Annotated in this window: 17 protein-coding genes and 1 tRNA gene; 8 read left to right on the top strand and 10 right to left on the bottom strand. The window is 35.1% G+C overall.

Annotated features, from left to right (window positions below):
* Nucleotides 1-240: 240 nt before the first annotated feature.
* Nucleotides 241-313 (bottom strand) — tRNA-Met (locus FLB_RS01180).
* A gap of 150 nt (nt 314-463) precedes the next feature.
* Between FLB_RS01180 and era the strand changes: the two genes are divergently transcribed.
* Nucleotides 464-1,345, top strand: a complete 882-nt coding sequence (gene era, locus FLB_RS01175; RefSeq protein WP_064714159.1) for a GTPase Era — start codon at nt 464-466, stop codon at nt 1,343-1,345.
* Nucleotides 1,346-1,433: 88 nt separating this feature from the next.
* Entirely contained in the window at nt 1,434-1,601 is a 168-nt protein-coding gene (locus tag FLB_RS14210) for a hypothetical protein (protein ID WP_157490505.1), read from the top strand.
* A 20-nt stretch (nt 1,602-1,621) separates the two neighbouring features.
* Here the strand turns inward: FLB_RS14210 and FLB_RS01170 are convergent, their stop codons facing one another.
* Complete coding sequence (locus tag FLB_RS01170) at nt 1,622-2,389, bottom strand: TlpA family protein disulfide reductase (protein WP_064714140.1); 768 nt, start codon at nt 2,387-2,389, stop codon at nt 1,622-1,624.
* A gap of 21 nt (nt 2,390-2,410) precedes the next feature.
* The gene (locus tag FLB_RS01165; protein WP_082923185.1) at nt 2,411-2,974 is read right to left on the bottom strand and encodes a hypothetical protein; all 564 of its coding nucleotides are present in this window, start codon (nt 2,972-2,974) and stop codon (nt 2,411-2,413) included.
* Nucleotides 2,975-3,048: 74 nt separating this feature from the next.
* Here FLB_RS01165 and der point away from each other — a divergent pair, with 74 nt between their 5' ends.
* Nucleotides 3,049-4,359, top strand: coding sequence for a ribosome biogenesis GTPase Der (gene der / locus FLB_RS01160; RefSeq protein ID WP_064714139.1), 1,311 nt, complete (start codon nt 3,049-3,051; stop codon nt 4,357-4,359).
* A 42-nt stretch (nt 4,360-4,401) separates the two neighbouring features.
* Here the strand turns inward: der and FLB_RS01155 are convergent, their stop codons facing one another.
* Nucleotides 4,402-5,046 (bottom strand): DUF2490 domain-containing protein, encoded by a 645-nt coding sequence (locus tag FLB_RS01155; RefSeq protein ID WP_082923187.1) that lies wholly within the window; start codon nt 5,044-5,046, stop codon nt 4,402-4,404.
* A gap of 171 nt (nt 5,047-5,217) precedes the next feature.
* On the opposite strand from FLB_RS01155, the gene FLB_RS01150 reads away from it, so the two are divergent.
* A complete protein-coding gene (locus FLB_RS01150) occupies nt 5,218-6,006 on the top strand; it encodes an SDR family oxidoreductase (RefSeq protein ID WP_064714137.1) in 789 nt (262 codons plus the stop codon).
* 78 nt (nt 6,007-6,084) lie between these two features.
* On the opposite strand, the gene FLB_RS01145 is transcribed toward FLB_RS01150, so the two are convergent.
* From FLB_RS01145 to FLB_RS01120, 6 genes are all read right to left on the bottom strand, one after another.
* Nucleotides 6,085-8,643, bottom strand: a complete 2,559-nt coding sequence (locus FLB_RS01145; protein ID WP_064714136.1) for a TonB-dependent receptor — start codon at nt 8,641-8,643, stop codon at nt 6,085-6,087.
* A 400-nt stretch (nt 8,644-9,043) separates the two neighbouring features.
* Complete coding sequence (locus FLB_RS01140) at nt 9,044-9,856, bottom strand: TPM domain-containing protein (RefSeq protein ID WP_064714135.1); 813 nt, start codon at nt 9,854-9,856, stop codon at nt 9,044-9,046.
* A gap of 3 nt (nt 9,857-9,859) precedes the next feature.
* The gene (locus FLB_RS01135) at nt 9,860-10,297 is read right to left on the bottom strand and encodes a TPM domain-containing protein (protein WP_064714134.1); all 438 of its coding nucleotides are present in this window, start codon (nt 10,295-10,297) and stop codon (nt 9,860-9,862) included.
* A 58-nt stretch (nt 10,298-10,355) separates the two neighbouring features.
* The gene (locus tag FLB_RS01130; RefSeq protein ID WP_064714133.1) at nt 10,356-10,937 is read right to left on the bottom strand and encodes a LemA family protein; all 582 of its coding nucleotides are present in this window, start codon (nt 10,935-10,937) and stop codon (nt 10,356-10,358) included.
* A 57-nt stretch (nt 10,938-10,994) separates the two neighbouring features.
* Entirely contained in the window at nt 10,995-11,327 is a 333-nt protein-coding gene (locus FLB_RS01125; protein ID WP_064714132.1) for a MerR family transcriptional regulator, read from the bottom strand.
* A 60-nt stretch (nt 11,328-11,387) separates the two neighbouring features.
* Nucleotides 11,388-12,365, bottom strand: a complete 978-nt coding sequence (locus FLB_RS01120; RefSeq protein ID WP_064714131.1) for a M23 family metallopeptidase — start codon at nt 12,363-12,365, stop codon at nt 11,388-11,390.
* Between the two features lie 197 nt (nt 12,366-12,562).
* Here FLB_RS01120 and alaS point away from each other — a divergent pair, with 197 nt between their 5' ends.
* The 4 genes from alaS (at nt 12,563) to FLB_RS01100 (ending at nt 17,890) form a co-directional block, all read left to right on the top strand.
* On the top strand, nt 12,563-15,193 hold the full coding sequence (gene alaS / locus FLB_RS01115) for an alanine--tRNA ligase (RefSeq protein ID WP_064714130.1): 2,631 nt from the start codon (nt 12,563-12,565) through the stop codon (nt 15,191-15,193).
* Nucleotides 15,194-15,442: 249 nt separating this feature from the next.
* Nucleotides 15,443-16,183 (top strand): hypothetical protein, encoded by a 741-nt coding sequence (locus FLB_RS01110; RefSeq protein WP_064714129.1) that lies wholly within the window; start codon nt 15,443-15,445, stop codon nt 16,181-16,183.
* Between the two features lie 127 nt (nt 16,184-16,310).
* Nucleotides 16,311-17,267 carry a GSCFA domain-containing protein gene (locus tag FLB_RS01105; RefSeq protein WP_064714128.1) on the top strand — a complete coding sequence of 319 codons (957 nt, stop codon included), beginning with the start codon at nt 16,311-16,313 and terminating at the stop codon, nt 17,265-17,267.
* A 2-nt stretch (nt 17,268-17,269) separates the two neighbouring features.
* Nucleotides 17,270-17,890, top strand: a complete 621-nt coding sequence (locus tag FLB_RS01100; RefSeq protein WP_064714127.1) for a DUF4230 domain-containing protein — start codon at nt 17,270-17,272, stop codon at nt 17,888-17,890.
* Nucleotides 17,891-18,062: the final 172 nt, after the last annotated feature.

Below are 18,062 nucleotides of genomic sequence, written 5' to 3'. Positions count from 1 at the left end.
TTAGTTATTTAAAAAAAAAAATAGCTTATTTCATACGAATTCACAGAACGAATTTATAGTAATACAGATAACTTCCTTAAGGGATTAAGAAATGATTAACTAAAAGGACGATCTCCGGGAAGAAATCTCATGCAAGCTGTCTGAATGCCTCATAATTTTGTATTCGAAATCTAAATGTCTTGATTGTTTGAAAGTGATATAAACAAAAAAAGCTCCAGATTTCTCTGGAGCTTTTCTTAGTAGCGGGAACAGGACTCGAACCTGTGACCTTCGGGTTATGAGCCCGACGAGCTGCCTACTGCTCTATCCCGCGATGTTTCGGGTGCAAATGTACGACGTTTTTCTAGAAATACAACCAAAATTTTAAAAAATGTTTTATTTCGTCTATTGAGTTGATATGGCTACCTTTGCAGCTTATATCTTTTACTTCGGATGTTGCGAAGTAAAATTAAATGAATTAAAAATGACACATAAAGCCGGTTTTGTAAATATAATTGGAAACCCAAACGTTGGAAAATCAACACTAATGAATGCTTTTGTTGGGGAACGATTATCTATTATTACTTCAAAAGCACAAACCACAAGACACAGAATTTTAGGAATTGTAAATGGAGATGATTTTCAATTGATCTTGTCGGATACACCTGGGATTATCAAGCCTGCTTACGAAATGCAGGAATCGATGATGAACTTTGTGAAATCTGCTTTTGAAGATGCTGATGTGTTGATTTATATGGTGGAGATTGGCGAACAAGAATTGAAAGACGATGCTTTTTTTAATAAAATTATCCATTCTAAGATCCCCGTTTTGTTATTGTTGAATAAAATTGACAATTCCAATCAAGAGCAATTGGAAGAGCAAGTCGCTTTTTGGACAGCCAAAGTGCCAAATGCGGAAATTTACCCAATTTCGGCTTTGCAGAATTTTAATGTTCCTGAAGTGTTTCAAAGAATTATTGCTTTGTTACCTGAGTCTCCAGCGTATTATCCTAAAGATCAATTAACGGATAAACCGGAACGTTTTTTTGTAAACGAAACGATTCGCGAAAAAATATTATTGAATTACAGTAAGGAGATTCCCTATGCTGTAGAAATTGTTACCGAAGAGTTTTTGGAAACCGATACTATTATTCGTATTCGCTCTTTGATTATGGTAGAGCGTGACACACAAAAAGGAATTATCATTGGTCATAAAGGTGCCGCTTTGAAAAAAGTAGGAATGGATGCCCGTGTTGATTTGGAAAAGTTCTTTGGCAAACAAATTCATATTGAATTGTATGTGAAAGTGAACAAAAATTGGAGAAGCAACGCCAATATGTTGAAGCGTTTCGGATATAATCAGTAACTATAAGTTAGAGGTGAGAGATTAGAAGTAAGAAGTAAAGGTGAAAAGCATATTGAAGCTGTTCATTTTTTATTGAGATACTATAAACGTGAAATCAGTAGTCGAATTTGTTTGGACTACTGATTTTTTTTTTAGCCCAGATCGTAATGGAAACCCCGGAGTGCCAAAAACTAGTGGTTCTTGTGCTGGCAGAGCGACCAACGGAAGCTCCTGCAAGCGCAGTAGAACCACAGTTTTTTGGAACGAGGAGTTGTAATGGAGTGCTGGATTAGCTACTTACTTAAGAACTTCTTTTTGTAGTGCAATGGCTAGTTCTTTAAAACTAGTCACTTCTTTTGAAATTTTTCCTTTTTTGTTGATGATGATGTGAGTAGGAAATACCGAAACGCGTAAAGTGTTTTTTATGAATAATGCTTGATTTGGTACTACAGTATAGTTGAATTTCTTTTTGGTTAGGAAGTTCGATAATTTTTGACTGTTATCATCGGCTAAACTTATGAATACAATATCTGCTCTGGTTTTGTATTTTTCTACTAATGAATTAAGCGCAGGCATTTCTTCGATGCATTTTTGACAATGAAGGTTCCAACATTTTAAAACTATTATTTTGTTTTTTGTGGTCTCATTGTTGTATTTAACTCCTTTTAGATCTTTAAAATTAAAATGTGGAATTGATGTGCCTTCTTTTTTGAAATTGCGGTATGATTGTAAACTTTCGTTTTTAATTGTGCTTTGTATGTTTGGATCGCAGTTTGGTTCTAATTTGAATAGTTGGTAAAATTGTTGACCGTTTTTTGATACTAATTGAATTGGAATGTATTTTCCTAATATTAGCTTTTTTAAGAAATTTTCTTTGTTGATGATTTTGTAATTTTCGTCAATTGCCTTGAAGTCAGATGATAAAATAATAGTGTTGTAATGATAGGTATACCATTTCATGAAATCTTTCTGAATTAAATTTGGGTCAGTGTCAGGCATTCCGTATTGAGTAGCTGTGGTGCAAGACACAAAAGTTATAAATATTACTAGTAATCGAATTTTCATGAATTTGGTCGTTTTTAATGATTAAGATTCAATTATTTTTAAAAAGACTTTTTCTAAATCATTCATTTGTTTTTCGCCGTTGGATCGGATTTGTCGGGCGATGACATAGAGCAGAAACCAAGCAAAAATCATCATAGAAAGCACGATTAAATCCCATTGTGTGGATTCTTTGAGGACATAATGCGTGTAGGCAATACCGCAAAACACGATGAAAGTGCCAGCAATCATAAAATGCAGAAACATAAATAAGGTCCATAAAGTTGGGTCTGGCCCGTAGAGTCCTCGGATATGGGTTTCGTTTTCGGATTTTTTTTCTAACTCGAGATGCAAATGGGGTGACCAATACCTTTTTTTGTCTCCTTTTATGTTGAGCCAAATGTGATAGCCTCTGATTTTGGCATAATAATCTGGTGATTTTTCATAGATGAATTTTTCGAATTTAGAGCGTAAAATATCCGCGTTTTCGTTGATGTCTTTGTAAAATCGTAGGCGCAATCTAATTTCGTTATCTGGGTCCATGGCTTTTGGGATATTGGGTTTGGTATAGTTTAGTTGTGCTAATATATCAAAAAAATTGATTCTCATAGTTTTAAACACTACCTTTGCGCGCCTTAACCGCAAAAGTGTGCGCTAAGGATAACTATTTGAATACGAATAAAATGAATAATATTGTTGCGATAGTAGGAAGACCTAATGTAGGGAAATCGACCCTTTTTAATAGGCTGATACAAAGAAGAGAAGCTATTGTAGATTCGGTTTCTGGGGTAACCAGAGATAGAAACTATGGTAAAAGCGAGTGGAACGGAAAAGAGTTTTCTGTGATAGATACGGGTGGATATGTTCGTGGATCTGATGATGTTTTTGAGGGAGAAATCCGTAAACAAGTAGAATTGGCAATAGATGAAGCCGATGTGATCATTTTTGTGGTCGATGTTGAAGAGGGAATAACTCCAATGGATGAAACAGTGGCTAAGTTGCTACGAAAAGTGACTAAACCGGTTTTATTGGCTGTGAACAAGGTGGATAATGCGATGCGTGAGAAAGATGCAATAGAGTTTTACAACCTTGGTTTAGGAGAGTATTATACTTTTGCTAGTATTTCTGGTAGTGGAACTGGAGATTTATTAGATGCTTTGATCGAAGCTTTTCCAGTAAAACCTGAGCCAGTTCAAGAAGAAGTGGTTTTGCCACGTTTTGCTGTAGTAGGACGTCCTAATGCTGGAAAGTCGAGTTTTATCAATGCTTTGATTGGTCAAGATCGTTTTATGGTGACGGATATTGCGGGTACTACTCGTGATGCTATTGATACAAAATTTGATCGTTTTGGATTTGAGTTTAACTTGGTAGATACTGCAGGAATTCGACGTAAGGCCAAAGTAAAAGAAGACTTAGAATTTTATTCTGTAATGCGCTCCGTTCGTGCTATTGAACACGCAGACGTTTGTATTTTGGTGATTGATGCTACTCGTGGTTTTGAAGGACAGGATCAAAGTATTTTTTGGTTGGCAGAGAAAAACAGAAAAGGGGTAATCATTTTGGTTAACAAATGGGATTTGGTAGAAAAAGATACGATGTCTACTCGTGATTATGAAGAGAAAATTAAAAAGGAATTGATGCCTTTTACGGATGTGCCTATTCTTTTTGTTTCGGCTTTGACCAAAAAACGTTTGTTGAAAGCGCTTGAAGCGACTGTAAAAGTATATGAGGATAGACAACAAAGAATACCTACTTCAAAATTCAACGAATTCATGTTGAAAGTGATTGAAGCCTATCCACCTCCTGCAACTAAAGGGAAATATGTGAAGATTAAATATTGTATGCAGTTGCCAACAGCTACACCGCAATTTGTGTTTTTTGCGAATTTACCACAATACGTAAAAGAACCTTACAAACGCTATTTAGAAAATAAAATTAGAGAACAATGGGATTTTTCCGGTGTACCAATTGATATTTATATTAGAGAGAAGTAATATAAAAGAGACCAAAACAGTTGAAATGTTTTGGTCTTTTTTTTATAAATGCATTTTATGAAAAATACTCAGTCTTATGATGTCTCTATTGAAATAGTCGACCCCGCTAGGACGTTGTTGAAAGCTCTTTAGATAGCCAAGTTCCACAGAGATATTTTTGTTGATACCATATTGTAAGGCAGCATAGATTCTATTTTGGTCGAAGGTGTTGTAGATGATGCTTTTTCCAGCATTTAGCATGATTTCGTCGTATACAATTGCTTTGAGATATTGCTTTTCTTTTTCCCAAAACGGATATTCTGCTTGTAATCGGTAGCGAAATCGCCAACTGAAGGTAGTGCCATCTATAAGTCCTGTTTTAGAGGCGTTGTGTATGAACCGTTCTTCAACCTGTAGTCTTTGGTTGAGGGTTATTTTTTTTAGATTGAATTTATACGTTACATCCTGCTGTCCTCTATATTCAGGAATTTCAAAATCAAAGTCCTGTTTTGGGTCTTGTGTATAAACCGAAAAGTAAGTGAAACCAGCTCCAGTTTCTATATTTGAATTCCATTTGTATCTACCTTGGATTCTAAAAACAAATAGATTTTCGGCAATTGGTTTCAAGAAAACGCGATTGTCAAATTCTGTATGAATGGACCAATTGTTATTTAAAGTTAGTAGATTATAATACCGAGTCCAAAGAATACTTTGGTGGTCGATGTTTTTTTCTGATTGAGAAAAGGAAAAAAAGCAGGATAATAAGAGTGGAACAAGGAACTTTTTTTGCAAAATATTTTTTTGGTAAATGTAAGTCTACGAATAGAATAGTGCAAAAAAAATGTTTTATTTTATATATTAGTAAAAAATCAAAATGTTATGAATGTAACTGGAAAAGTAATTTGGATTACAGGTGCTTCAAGTGGAATAGGGGAGGCATTAGCCTATGCTTTAGCTTCAAAAAAGGCAAAGCTAATTTTATCGGGGCGAAATCTGGAAGCTTTAGAGCAAGTAAGGGAGAAATGTAATAGCGCTGATGTTGTGGTGCTTCCTTTTGATTTGTCTCATTTCGATGCATCCAAAAGTACTGTTTCTAAAGCTTTACAATTTTTTGGTTCCATTGATATTTTGATAAATAATGGTGGAATTAGTCAACGCTCCTTAATTGCCGAAACTGATTTTGAAGTAGATAAAAAATTGATAGCCGTTGATTATTTGGGAACTGTGGCTTTAACAAAGGCGCTTTTACCGTATTTTATACAACAAAAGAAAGGTCATTTTGTAACGGTAACCAGTTTAATGGGGAAATTTGGAAGTCCATATCGTTCAGGTTATTGCGGAGCAAAACACGCATTACATGGTTTTTTTGATGTTTTGCGTATGGAACATGAAAAAGACAATATCAAAGTCACGCTTATTTGTCCCGGCTTCGTACAAACTAATGTAGCTATAAATGCTTTAACCGCAAACGGAGAAACTCAAAAGTCAAATGATGAAGCGACACAAAACGGAATGCCTGTGGATGTCTTTGCTTCCAAAATGATTAAGGCTATTGAAGCCAATAAATTTGAAGCTTATATTGGGGGTAAAGAAGTTTTAGGGGTTTATTTAAAAAGATTTTTTCCCAAAATGCTTCATTATTTTGTTTTAGAGAGTAAAGTAAGATAGATGTTAATGATAAAGAGCCATCTAAAACATAAATTTCAGACGGCTCAATATCAATTAAAAAAATGAAGTTCATTTACACTATAACGAATATTTTAAGGTGATACCATACGTTCTTTGATCACCAAGTACTGCTGCATAATGTCCTGAATTTCCACCAGCTGGCAGTAATTGCTCGTAGTAATCTTTGTTGAATAAGTTGCGTCCCCAAATGAACGCTGACAAACCATCTGCAACACGGAAACCTAAACGACCATTAAATATAGCATAACCTGGTACCACCAAATATTTTGATGCCGAGGGGCTTGAGGAGAATTCCGAACGAGCAAAACTATCAAGAGCAATAAAGAACTTCCCTATGCTTCCGAAGAATTTAGCATTTTTAGTATATTCCCCTCCAAGACTTCCTGCCCATTTTGAAACTCCTGGTAAGTCTGTTCCAGAAACATCTTTAAACGATACCGCAGCTCCAGTTTCTTCTAATGGCAATGGGGCGTTTGTGAATGTAACATATTTTCCATCACTATAAGTTGCGGCAGCATTAAAGCTAAAGTGTTTGTTGAGTAAAAAACTAGCATCTAATTCTATACCTTTTACTCTTACTTTGTCAGCATTGGCAAGATAGCCACGATTTACACCTAATTCAGCCGCTTGCACATTGGTTTGGAAATCTTTAATTTCAGTATTAAAGAAGGTCAAGTTCAAAACCGAATTTTTAATAGGTGAAGTTTTTATTCCCAATTCATAATGATTCACGCTTTCGGGTTTAATTACTGCAAGGTCAAGAGCTGGTTGGCCAGCAATTGTCGGAAGTCCTGCTACATTCACACCAACCGGTTTATAGCTTTTTGCATAGGTAGCATAGGCATTGATTTTATCAGATACTTTGTAGTTCACGGTTAAATTTCCTGAAAAGTCTGTGTCATCAGTACTTGAAGTAAACGATTGGTCTGTATAAACTAATCTTTTAAGTGCAAGTAAAGCTGGGTCTGTTGTTTGAAGTCCTCCGTAGGTTTTACGGTCGTAATCGGCAGCTTTTTTGTCATAATTATATCGTAAACCTGGGAGTACGTGTAATTTTTCAGTGATTGCCCAATCCAATTGAGTAAATACAGCAGCACTTGTTGAACGTACATTCGAGTTGGTTCTTATACCATAACCTTCAAAAAGACCCGGTGTTTTCCATAATGCGCTAGTGGTGCTTTGTGCAAATCGCCATTGTGCCTTTCCAGATTCTTCATTTCCTCTTACTTTTACTTCTTGGTCAATAAAAAACAGACCTACCACACCACTTAAGGATGAGCTTAATTGTCCTGCATAGCGTACTTCTTGCGTAAATTGCGTATGTCTAGCAGGGTTTTGTGATAATGCCAATACTTGTAAACCTGTAAAATCTCTATCATTTGATGGATCCCAATTCCAGAATCTCCAAGCTGTTGTTGAGGTAAGTGTTCCGTTGCCAATTTTTGTATCAATATTTAAAGAAGCTCCACCTAAATCTTGTCCAGAGCGCCAAGGGGTGTCGTGGTCAATCTTACGGTCAAAAGCATTCAAGCTAGGAAGTTGGTAATTCAAGTCAGTAATTATGGCATTAAATTGGCGGTAAGCCGCTCTTTGTGTAGGAGCAACACCAGCAACTACTTGAGCATATCCGTCAGGACGCTGCAATGTGATATCTGCTGCGAATAATATATTTGTTCTATCAGAAGGAGTATAAAGTAATTGTCCTCTAATTCCTTGGTTATTTAGTGTATTAGTAGCTCTTCCTGTTACAACATTCTCGATTAATCCATCACGTTGAGTACCAGAGAATGATATTCTACCAGCAATTTTAGAATTCAAAGCTCCTGTTACAGAGGCTTTGGCTTGAATGAATTGGTAATTGCCATAACTCACTTCAAAATCAGCGCCTGAAGTAAAACTAGGTTTGCGAGAAGTGATGTTAAATGCACCCGAAGTTGTGTTTTTTCCAAACAAAGAACCTTGCGGACCACGCAATACTTCAATTCGATCTACATCTATAAAGTCTAAGGTTGTAGCGGCAGGTCTAGAAAAGTAAACACCGTCTACATAAAAACCAACACCTGGGTCAATACCGTCATTAGTCAGTCCAAAAGGAGATCCCAAACCACGAATGTTAATTCCAGTATTTCTTGGATTGGAAGAATACAATTGAACTGACGGAACCAATTCTTTTAGACGATTCACGTTGAATGCCCCAGCTTGTTCTGCTTGTTTACCTGTTACAACTGAAATGGCGATTGGAATATCTTGTGCTTTTTCTATTCTACGTCTTGAGGTAACCACTACCTCAGATAATACTTTTTCCTCTCCAGTTGAGATATTTATTTGTAATGGTTTTGCATTAGAAGGTAGTTCGGTGATTTTAATTTCTTTGGTATTAAAACCAGCGTATTGCACAATAATGGTAAATGGTAATGCTTTGGATTGAATGGAAAACTTACCATTAACATCTGAAGTCGTACTATTGGTAGTTCCTTTTATAAATATATTGACACCTTCTATAGGTGCGTTGTCATCGTTTCTAACTTCTCCCTCTAAAAGGCTTTGGCCATATGAAGTTGAAAATAGTAAAATTAAAAGTAGGGTTGATAGTGTTTTTGTATAGATATTTTTCATAATTATATAAATTATATGTAAATAGTCGAATTAAAATATAAATTTTTATTTGGCTAGGCACATACACATCATACAATCACTGATTTTGATACTTGATTTTCGTTTCTTTTTTAGCTTTTCCTTTGAATAAGCATTCTTTTGATTCGTTTTCATTGTAGTCTTATTTTGGATTGAAATTATTTTCGGGAGCAAATATAAAATATTTATTCTATATAATTAGTAGGGTAATAAAAAATTTTTAATTTTTTGTTAAAAGGTAAGCGAAATAGAGATGTTTTCGGCGCTATTCTTCAGTTTAATAACAAAAAACAGCGCAATGTTTTTTCTATCATTGCGCTGTTCTTTTATGCTTTTTAGAAATGGTTTTGATGGAATAGTAAAAGAAGATTATTAATTAAAATTACCAACTTCCGCTTGATCCTCCACCAGAGAATCCGCCTCCGCCGAATCCGCCACCGAATCCGCCACCGCCAAAACCTCCACCAGAAGAACCACCAAATCCACCTCCGCCGCCACGGCCAAGGTTACTTAAAATGATAACATCTAGTAGGCTAGGGCCTCCGCCTCCTCGGTTTCCAGAATTGCCTCCGCCTTTGTTTTTAGAGAAAATGATAATCAGGACGACAACAATAAAAATCAAAGGTAAAATGGGAAAGCTTTTTCCTGAAGACTTTTTTCGTTCTCCTTTGTATTTGCCTTTGAAAACATCAAAAAGGGCATCAGTTCCTTTGTCAATTCCTCGGTAATAACTTCCTGCCTTGAATTCTGGCGTAATGATATTTCTGATGATTTCACCTCCAATTCCAGCGGTAAGTCGATCTTCGAGTCCGTAACCTGCTTGAAGTGCGATTTTTCTATCGTTTTTTGCGATTAATAGAATAACGCCATTGTCTTCTTTGGCTTGTCCAAATCCCCAAGTTTGTGCCCACTTTGTAGCAAGCTGATTTATGTCTTCGTTTTTTAAACTTTCAATACTAATCACTACAATTTGCGTGGTAGTCGAATCCGAATAGTGAACTAATTTTTCTTCTAGTTGTGCTTTTTCTTCAGCACTAAATAAATTCGCATAATCATACACCGAAGTTTGAAAACTAGGTTTTTCTGGAATGGTAAATTGAGCAAAGGTGAAATGGAATGTTAAAAACGCAATAAGCAAAAGGGTTAATCGAAAAATCCCGTTGGAATTTGATGTTTTTATTTTGGAATTTTTCATAGTTTATCCTTTAGAAATTTCGTTTGACAATTCGTTGGTATCACCTTCTTGCCATGGGAAATGTTTTTTGAGTTGTTCTCCAGCATTTAAAATACCATCAATCAAACCTTGTTTGTAATTTCCTAATTTGAATTGGCTCACCATGGCATCACGAGTGCAGTCCCAAAAATCCGAAGCTACTACATCATTGATTCCTTTGTCACCACAAATCACAAAGGTTTTGTCATTCACTGCAAGATAAATGAGTACACCGTTTTGTAATTCGGTAGCATCCATATTGAGTTCGTGGAAAACCTCCATAGCACGATCATAGGCATCAAGAGAAGTGGTAGCTTCTATGTGAACTCTAATCTCGCCCGAAGTATTTTTTTCTGCCACACGAATGGCTTCTACTATGGCGCTTTCCTCTTCTTTAGTTAAAAAGTCTTCTACTTTTGACATTTGTTTTGTTTTTTCAGTGGTATAAAAAAAGCCCCTCCTTCGGAGGGGTTGGAGAGGATTAGAATTTTACTTCAACTGGCTTATCAGCACCTTCAACAGATTTGAAAACCGCTTTTTCTTTATATTCTGATAAAATTATATTTCTAGGCATTTTCAAAACATAATTATTGTATTTTTCAACTGATTCGTTAAAACGAGTTCTTGCTGTCAAAATTTGATTTTCAGTGCTAGCTAATTCGTCTTGTAATTTCAAGAAATTTTCGTTTGCTTTTAAATCAGGGTATTTTTCTACAGAAACTAATAATTTTGATAAAGCAGAAGAAACACCACTTTGTGCTTGATTAAACTGCTCAAATTTTTCTGGTGTAATATTGGTTGGATCAACTGTTACTGAAGTAGCTTTTGCACGGGCTTCAATTACAGCAGTCAATGTGCTTTTTTCAAAATCGGCTGCTCCTTTTACTGTATTTACTAAGTTTCCAATTAAGTCATTACGTCTTTGATAAGAGGTTTCAACATTTCCCCATTCTTTTTTTACAGCCTGATCTACTTCAATGGCTCCATTTTTAACATTCATGTACCATAGACCGATAATCACTAGTAATCCAATTCCGATAATCCAAGGCAAAAATCTTCTCATGTTTATTTAATTTTAAAGTTTAATATTTAGTTTTAATTGTTATTGAAATTCTTCTTTTCAAAGTTCGTTTTTAATATTCGTTAATTGCATTTTTATGGCTTCCAATTTTCGAATAATGTCAAATTTATCCAAAGTTTTCTTTTGTCCTTCTTTCAAATGGGTTTTGGCACCTTCTAAGGTAAATCCTCTTTCTTTGACCAAATGATAAATCAATTGCAGGTTTTTGACATCTTCGGGGGTAAACATTCGGTTGCCTTTGGCATTTTTTTTAGGTTTTAAAATATCAAATTCACTATCCCAGAATCGAATCAAAGAGGCATTAACGCCAAAGGCTTTCGCTACTTCGCCAATGCTATAATATCTTTTGTCTGGTGCTAATTCTATATGCATTTTCTCTTATTTTTTTAACGCTCTTTTTATAATTATACGAACCGATTACTGTTTAAAATACTAATCCAGCGATTGATTTTCTTGGTTGGCAGCATTAGAAATAGCAACATATTCTACCGCTGAAATTGAACCGTAATAAAAATTCAATGGATTGACTACTTTACCGTTTTTGTGCACTTCATAATGTAAGTGTGGAGCTTCTGAGCGTCCTGTACTTCCTACATAACCAATAATGTCGCCTCTTTTAACCCGTTTTCCTGCTCGACATTTGTATTTGCTTAAATGCGCGTAGAGGGTTTCATAGCCATAACCATGCCGAATTACAATATGATTTCCAAAGCCAGAAGCCGAATTGTCAGCTCGTACCACAATGCCATCACCACTGGCAAAAATTGGTGTTCCAGTTTTAGCTGTAAAATCCATCCCCTCATGCATCTTGCGAGCTTTAGTAAACGGATCGGTACGATAACCAAAACCAGAAGCTACATGTTTTAAATTTTCATTTCGTACGGGCTGAATGGCAGGAATGCTAGCCAAAAAGACCTGTTTTGCTTCTGCCATTTTCAAAATAGCATCCAAGGATTTTGATTGAATGGCCAATTGTTTGCTCAAAACATCCATCTTTTTGGTTGTACTGCTTACGAGTTCCGAATTGTTAAATCCTTGTAAGGCGGCATATCTATTTTTGTTTTTGTAGCCTGATTTTCGCTCTTCATCAGAAATGGGTGCTGTATTGAAATACGTTCTGTACAAATTATTGTCACGTTCAGCTATTTGTTCAGCTACTCCTTGTAATTGCTCCAGTTTTTTATTTAAAATGGCATAATTCAATTTTAAGTTTTCAATTTCCCTTTCTTGAATCCTGTCATTGGGGGTTTTGAAATAAGGAACATTCAATAACGCAACAAAAGACAGGAAACCAAAAAGTGCTGCAGCCACTAAAAACAAGACGGCAAAACCGAATTTCTTACTTTTTTTAGTGGTAATTTTTCGATACGCTAATTTTTCGGAATCGTAATAATATTTTACTTTCGCCATATTTTAAAATACCCTATTTTTGCAACTTGTAAAAAAGTTAGTCGAACAAATTTAAGAAATGTTTCAAATGTTCTTCTTTTTTTTACCATAAATAAAATAATTAGAAAAAGTAGTCTTTGTAGCCTACTGATAAACAGGAAACTGTTCTTTTTTCTAAATTATGAAATCAACTCAAGACCAATTTCGCATCAAATACTATGAAATCACAAGACGTACGTAAACAATTTTTAGATTTTTTTGAAAGCAAAGGGCATTTAATTGTTCCTTCGGCGCCCATCGTTCTTAAAGACGATCCAACCTTGATGTTCAACAACTCAGGAATGGCGCAATTCAAAGAATATTTTTTGGGCTTAGGAACTCCAAAAAGCCAACGTATAGCCGATACTCAAAAATGTTTACGTGTTTCAGGAAAGCATAATGATTTGGAGGAAGTAGGTATTGATACGTATCATCACACGATGTTCGAAATGTTAGGGAACTGGTCGTTTGGTGATTACTTCAAGAAAGAAGCCATTCATTGGGCTTGGGAATTACTGACCGAAGTATACAAAATTGACAAAGACATCCTTTATGTTACCGTTTTTGAAGGAAGCGTAGAGGAAAATGTGCCTTTTGATCAAGAAGCTTATGATATTTGGAAAACATTAATCGCTGAAGACCGTATTTTATTAGGCAATAAAAAAGACAATTTCTGGGAAATGGGAGATCAAGGTCCTTGTGGTCCTTGTTCCGAAATTCACGTTGATATTCGTTCAGCAGAAGAGAAAGCTGTTATTGATGGTAAAGAATTAGTCAATGCCGATCATCCTCAAGTGGTGGAGATTTGGAATAATGTATTCATGGAATTCAACCGTAAAGCAGATGGTTCATTAGAAAAACTGCCAGCTCAACACGTTGATACTGGTATGGGATTCGAACGTCTTTGTATGGTTTTACAAGGAGTGCAATCGAATTATGATACGGATGTATTTACCCCGCTGATTAGAGAAATCGAAACCATCACGGGCGCAAATTATACCATTAAAGCTTCTAACGAAGCCGAAGAGAAAGTAAATATTGCGATTCGTGTTATTGCGGATCACGTTCGTGCCGTAGCTTTTGCTATAGCCGATGGACAATTGCCATCCAACACAGGTGCAGGATATGTTATTCGTAGAATTTTACGTCGTGCTATTCGTTACGGCTTTACTTTCTTAAATACCAAAGAGCCTTTTATCTATAAATTAGTAGATACTTTAAGTGCTCAAATGAGTGCTTCTTTTCCTGAAATTCGTTCTCAAAAAGCCCTTTGTTCTAACGTAATTCGTGAAGAAGAAAGTTCCTTCTTGCGTACGCTAGATCAAGGATTAGTTTTGTTGGACGTAGTGATTGCTAACAATCAAGGGACTGTGATTGATGGTAAAAAAGCCTTTGAATTGTACGATACCTATGGTTTTCCAATCGATTTAACAGCTTTGATTTTATCTGAAAAAGGATTGCAATTAGACGAAAAAGTTTTTGAAGAACAATTACAATTGCAAAAAGAACGCTCTCGTGCCGCTTCAAAAGTTTCTGCAGGGGATTGGAATGTAATTGTAGAAGATGATATCCAGGAATTTGTAGGTTACGATCGTTTGCAACACCAAGTGAAAATCACAAAATACCGCAGAGTAGAAAGTGTAAAAGAAGGCGAAATTTTTCAGTTAGTTTTTAACGCGACTCCTTTTTACGGAGAAAGTGGTGGACAAACGGGAGATAAAGGCTATTTAGAAGCAACTAATGGAGATATTACATACGTCATTGATACCAAAAAAGAGAATAATCAAACGATTCATTTGGTAAAATCCTTACCAGAAAATCTAACCGATACGTTTAAGGCTATAGTAGATGTTAAGCAAAGAGCAAGAACCTCTTCTAATCATACCGCAACCCACTTGTTGCATCAAGGTTTGAGAAAAGTGCTGGGAACACATATTGAACAAAAAGGTTCGATGGTGCGTTCGGCTTCCTTGCGTTTTGACTTTTCACACTTTTCTAAAGTATCAGACGAAGAATTGAAAGAGGTAGAAAACTTTGTTAATGCTCGTATTCGTGAAAGTTTACCATTAATTGAAAAACGCGGAATTGCCAAAGAACAAGCGCTAGAAGAAGGAGCTATTGCTTTGTTTGGTGAAAAATATGGCGACTTGGTTCGTATGATTAAGTTTGGAGATTCAGTTGAGCTTTGTGGAGGAACTCACGTTTCGAATACTTCTGAAATTTGGCATTTTAAGATTGTTTCCGAAGGAGCAGTGGCAGCAGGTATTCGACGAATTGAGGCGATTACTAGTGAAGCAGCCAAGGATTTCTTTGAATCACAATTAATCACTTTTGGGGAAATCAAAGATGTGTTGAAAAATCCAAAAGATCCAATCAAAGCCATTCATGGATTACAAGACGAAAATGCTCAATTGAAAAAACAAATAGAGACCTTGTTAAAAGATAAGGCTAAAAACATGAAAGGTGAATTAGCAGCAGCTTTTCAAGAAGTAAACGGAGTAAAATTCCTAGCGCAACAAGTAGATTTAACGGCTGAAGGTGCAAAAGATTTGGTGTATGAATTAGGGAATTTAGGTAACAATATTTTCATTGTTTTGGCTACGGTAAATGAAGACAAACCAATGTTGACCTGTTATATTTCTAAAGAGTTAGTTGCAGATAAAAATCTAAATGCGGGACAAGTAGTTCGCGAATTAGGAAAATATATCCAAGGTGGAGGAGGAGGACAGCCTTTCTTTGCTACTGCTGGCGGAAAGAACGCAGCTGGAATTTCAGAGGCTTTGTCGAAAGCAGTTGAGTTTTTAAACTAAAATGCTACTGTATTTATAGTTGTTAATTTAGGAATTTACCCCTTTAGTAATCGTTTTGGTAAAGATTACTAAAGGGGTTTTTTGTTTTGAAGGTCTTCAAAATAAAAATTAAAACAAATAAACAAATCATTAGCAATTGTTTATGTTTTTCGTTTTATTTTATAGGTATATCTTTATAAATTTTAAGATTAATAAGTTGTGTTTTGTTTTTTTTATGATTTTTTTTGCAAAAAAAATACACACATAATAATGAAAAAATTACTTTCCCTACTTGGTGCTACTTTGTTAGTACTTGCCTCTTGTTCTACTGATGATACTAATTCATCAAATCCAACAGCTTCAATATTAGTAAAAAAAATGTCTACTGTTAATAACGGCAAAACTTATACTCAAGATTTTACCTACAGTGGTAATAAAATAGTAAGTACAGTCGATAGTGATGGAAACAAAACAGCCTATACTTATACTGGAGATTTTATAACTAAAATTGTAGATACAGATAATAAAGGAGCTGTAGATTATACGATAGAGTTCTCCTACACCAATAGTAAGCTCACATCTAAAACAACTTATGAGTCTGGAGCACAATACAAGTATAGAACTAAATATGTTCATAATACAGACGGTACTATTTCCTATGAAGAGTTTAGAACTGCTGTTGCAACAGGTGTAGAGCAAGAATATGGTTATATTGGGAAATATACTTACAAAGGTGGTAATTTAATCAAGAACGAATATTTATACTATGGTTCGGAGAATACTGCATCATATGAATATGATACTAAAAATACTCCTTTTAAAAATGTACTAGGTTTTAATCTGTTGTTAGAAGAGGATATGACGAGTAATAATATTGTTAAAATTACTTATTCTAAATCTAAAGATGTAATTTCAAATACGTATATCTATAATGCTGATGGTTTTCCGACGGAGCAAAAAGGTTTTTACAATGGAGCTTTAATTAAAGGTCCAACTACATTCATATACTAAGATTTTTTAATATTTAGTCAAATAGAATTAACTTAAATCCACAACTATTCCGTTTCAAAATTGGAGTAGTTGTGGTTTTTTATTTTAAAGATTTTTATTTCGTATTTTTGGAATATTAAAATTAGAAATGAACTTTACAACGAATATACCCATTCCTCGAAATCTTAATTCCATAGAATATAGTTCCAAAATCCTTTTGTTTGGCTCTTGCTTTGTTGAAAATATGGGAAAGAAATTAGGATATTTTAAGTTTCAAAATAGTACTAATCCATTTGGGATTATTTTCAACCCATTTTCTATTGAAAAGCTTATTGAAAGAGCGGTATTGGAAAGATGTTTTACCAAGGAAGATATTTTTTTCTTCAATGAAAGATGGCATTGTTATGAAGTGCATTCTGAGTTGAGTGATGCTGATTCTGAAGTATTCTTGAGTAAACTGAACCAAATTCTTTTAGACACCCAAAAGCAATTACGGCAAGCGACCCATTTTATCATCACTTATGGTACTTCGTGGGTGTATCGGCATATTGAAACCAGCACTATTGTAGCAAATTGTCATAAAGTACCACAAAAGCAATTCAGCAAAGAGTTGTTGTCCATTGATACTATCCAAAAATCGATTCAGAATACAGTCTCTTTAATTGGAACCATAAATCCGAAATGTAATTTTGTTTTTACCGTTTCGCCTGTGCGCCATCTCAAAGATGGTTTTGTCGAAAATCAAGTAAGTAAAGCGCATTTGATTGCTGCAATTCACGACGAACTTAAAACTGAGCACTTAAAACTGAGCACTGATTACTTTCCTTCATACGAAATCATGATGGATGAGCTACGAGACTATCGTTTTTACGCCGATGATATGATACATCCTAGTGCATTAGCGATTGATTATATCTGGGAACGATTTACGGCGACTCAAATTAACGATACTGCAATAGCTACAATGGAATTGGTTCAAACCATACAAAAAGGCTTGGCACATCGGCCATTTAATCCAAATTCAGAAAGCCATCAGAAGTTTGAGGCAAATCTGAAAGAAAAAATAGCTACATTAGAGGCACAGTATTCATTTATGAAATTTTAGTTATGTTGAAACGCATTTTAATTGGAGTTGGAGTAGTAGTCATTGGCTTGTTGTTGTTCAAATACTGCGATTTTAAAAAAGAAAAAGAAGACGAGTTCGATTACAATACGAATCTCATTCAGCAACAAATCCTAAATGTGGGGAAATTGGTGGTGACCGAAGGACATTTTTCGGAAGTAATCACGTATAAGAATTCGAATAAATATCTCATGGACATGATTTCATTTGAAAAGAAGGCGATTGTGATTGTGAATGCTAAAGTCACCGTGGCTTATGATTTGCACCAAATGAAATACAATATCGACGAAAAGAACAAAACCATAACGATTCTTTCCATTCCAAAAGAAGAGATTTCAATTTATCCCGACATCCAATATTATGATGTGGAGCAAAGCAAGCTCAATGAATTCACAGGAGACGATTACAACAAAATCAATAAAACCGTACGAGCAAATTTAGCCAAGAAAGTAGATAAATCGACACTGAAGTCCAATGCAAAAAATCGTCTGGTAAGCGAAATCTCAAAAATGCTTATTTTAACGAATTCTTTGGGCTGGAAACTACAATACAATGGTGAAGTCATCGAAAATGAAAGCCAGCTAAAGCAGGATTTGAAGTTATAAAGCAAGAATAAACTACAAAAAATAAATTCCAAATTCCATAAAAAAAAAAATAGTTTACATCGAAAGGTGTTTTTAAAAATTAAACCGCAAATTCACAAATTTTTATTTCATATTAAAGGTAATGTGGTCAAAAATAGTTGGTGATTTTTCATTTAAGATTAGTTAAATTGCT

This window comes from Flavobacterium succinicans, assembly GCF_001662485.1.
In the GTDB taxonomy this organism is placed as follows: domain Bacteria; phylum Bacteroidota; class Bacteroidia; order Flavobacteriales; family Flavobacteriaceae; genus Flavobacterium; species Flavobacterium succinicans_A.
The sequence above is the reverse complement of the archived record's forward strand: the minus strand, read 5'-3'. Positions and strand labels throughout refer to the sequence as shown.

Excerpts from the sequence above, each read along its gene's own strand:
- era (WP_064714159.1), top strand. The coding sequence starts at position 464 with ATGACACATAAAGCCGGTTTTGTAAATATAATTGGAAACCCAAACGTT.
- FLB_RS01170 (WP_064714140.1), bottom strand. The coding sequence starts at position 2,389 with ATGAAAATTCGATTACTAGTAATATTTATAACTTTTGTGTCTTGCACC.
- FLB_RS01165 (WP_082923185.1), bottom strand. The coding sequence starts at position 2,974 with ATGAGAATCAATTTTTTTGATATATTAGCACAACTAAACTATACCAAA.
- der (WP_064714139.1), top strand. The coding sequence starts at position 3,049 with ATGAATAATATTGTTGCGATAGTAGGAAGACCTAATGTAGGGAAATCG.
- FLB_RS01150 (WP_064714137.1), top strand. The coding sequence starts at position 5,218 with ATGAATGTAACTGGAAAAGTAATTTGGATTACAGGTGCTTCAAGTGGA.
- FLB_RS01145 (WP_064714136.1), bottom strand. The coding sequence starts at position 8,643 with ATGAAAAATATCTATACAAAAACACTATCAACCCTACTTTTAATTTTA.
- FLB_RS01140 (WP_064714135.1), bottom strand. The coding sequence starts at position 9,856 with ATGAAAAATTCCAAAATAAAAACATCAAATTCCAACGGGATTTTTCGA.
- FLB_RS01135 (WP_064714134.1), bottom strand. The coding sequence starts at position 10,297 with ATGTCAAAAGTAGAAGACTTTTTAACTAAAGAAGAGGAAAGCGCCATA.
- FLB_RS01130 (WP_064714133.1), bottom strand. The coding sequence starts at position 10,937 with ATGAGAAGATTTTTGCCTTGGATTATCGGAATTGGATTACTAGTGATT.
- FLB_RS01125 (WP_064714132.1), bottom strand. The coding sequence starts at position 11,327 with ATGCATATAGAATTAGCACCAGACAAAAGATATTATAGCATTGGCGAA.
- FLB_RS01120 (WP_064714131.1), bottom strand. The coding sequence starts at position 12,365 with ATGGCGAAAGTAAAATATTATTACGATTCCGAAAAATTAGCGTATCGA.
- alaS (WP_064714130.1), top strand. The coding sequence starts at position 12,563 with ATGAAATCACAAGACGTACGTAAACAATTTTTAGATTTTTTTGAAAGC.
- FLB_RS01110 (WP_064714129.1), top strand. The coding sequence starts at position 15,443 with ATGAAAAAATTACTTTCCCTACTTGGTGCTACTTTGTTAGTACTTGCC.
- FLB_RS01105 (WP_064714128.1), top strand. The coding sequence starts at position 16,311 with ATGAACTTTACAACGAATATACCCATTCCTCGAAATCTTAATTCCATA.
- FLB_RS01100 (WP_064714127.1), top strand. The coding sequence starts at position 17,270 with ATGTTGAAACGCATTTTAATTGGAGTTGGAGTAGTAGTCATTGGCTTG.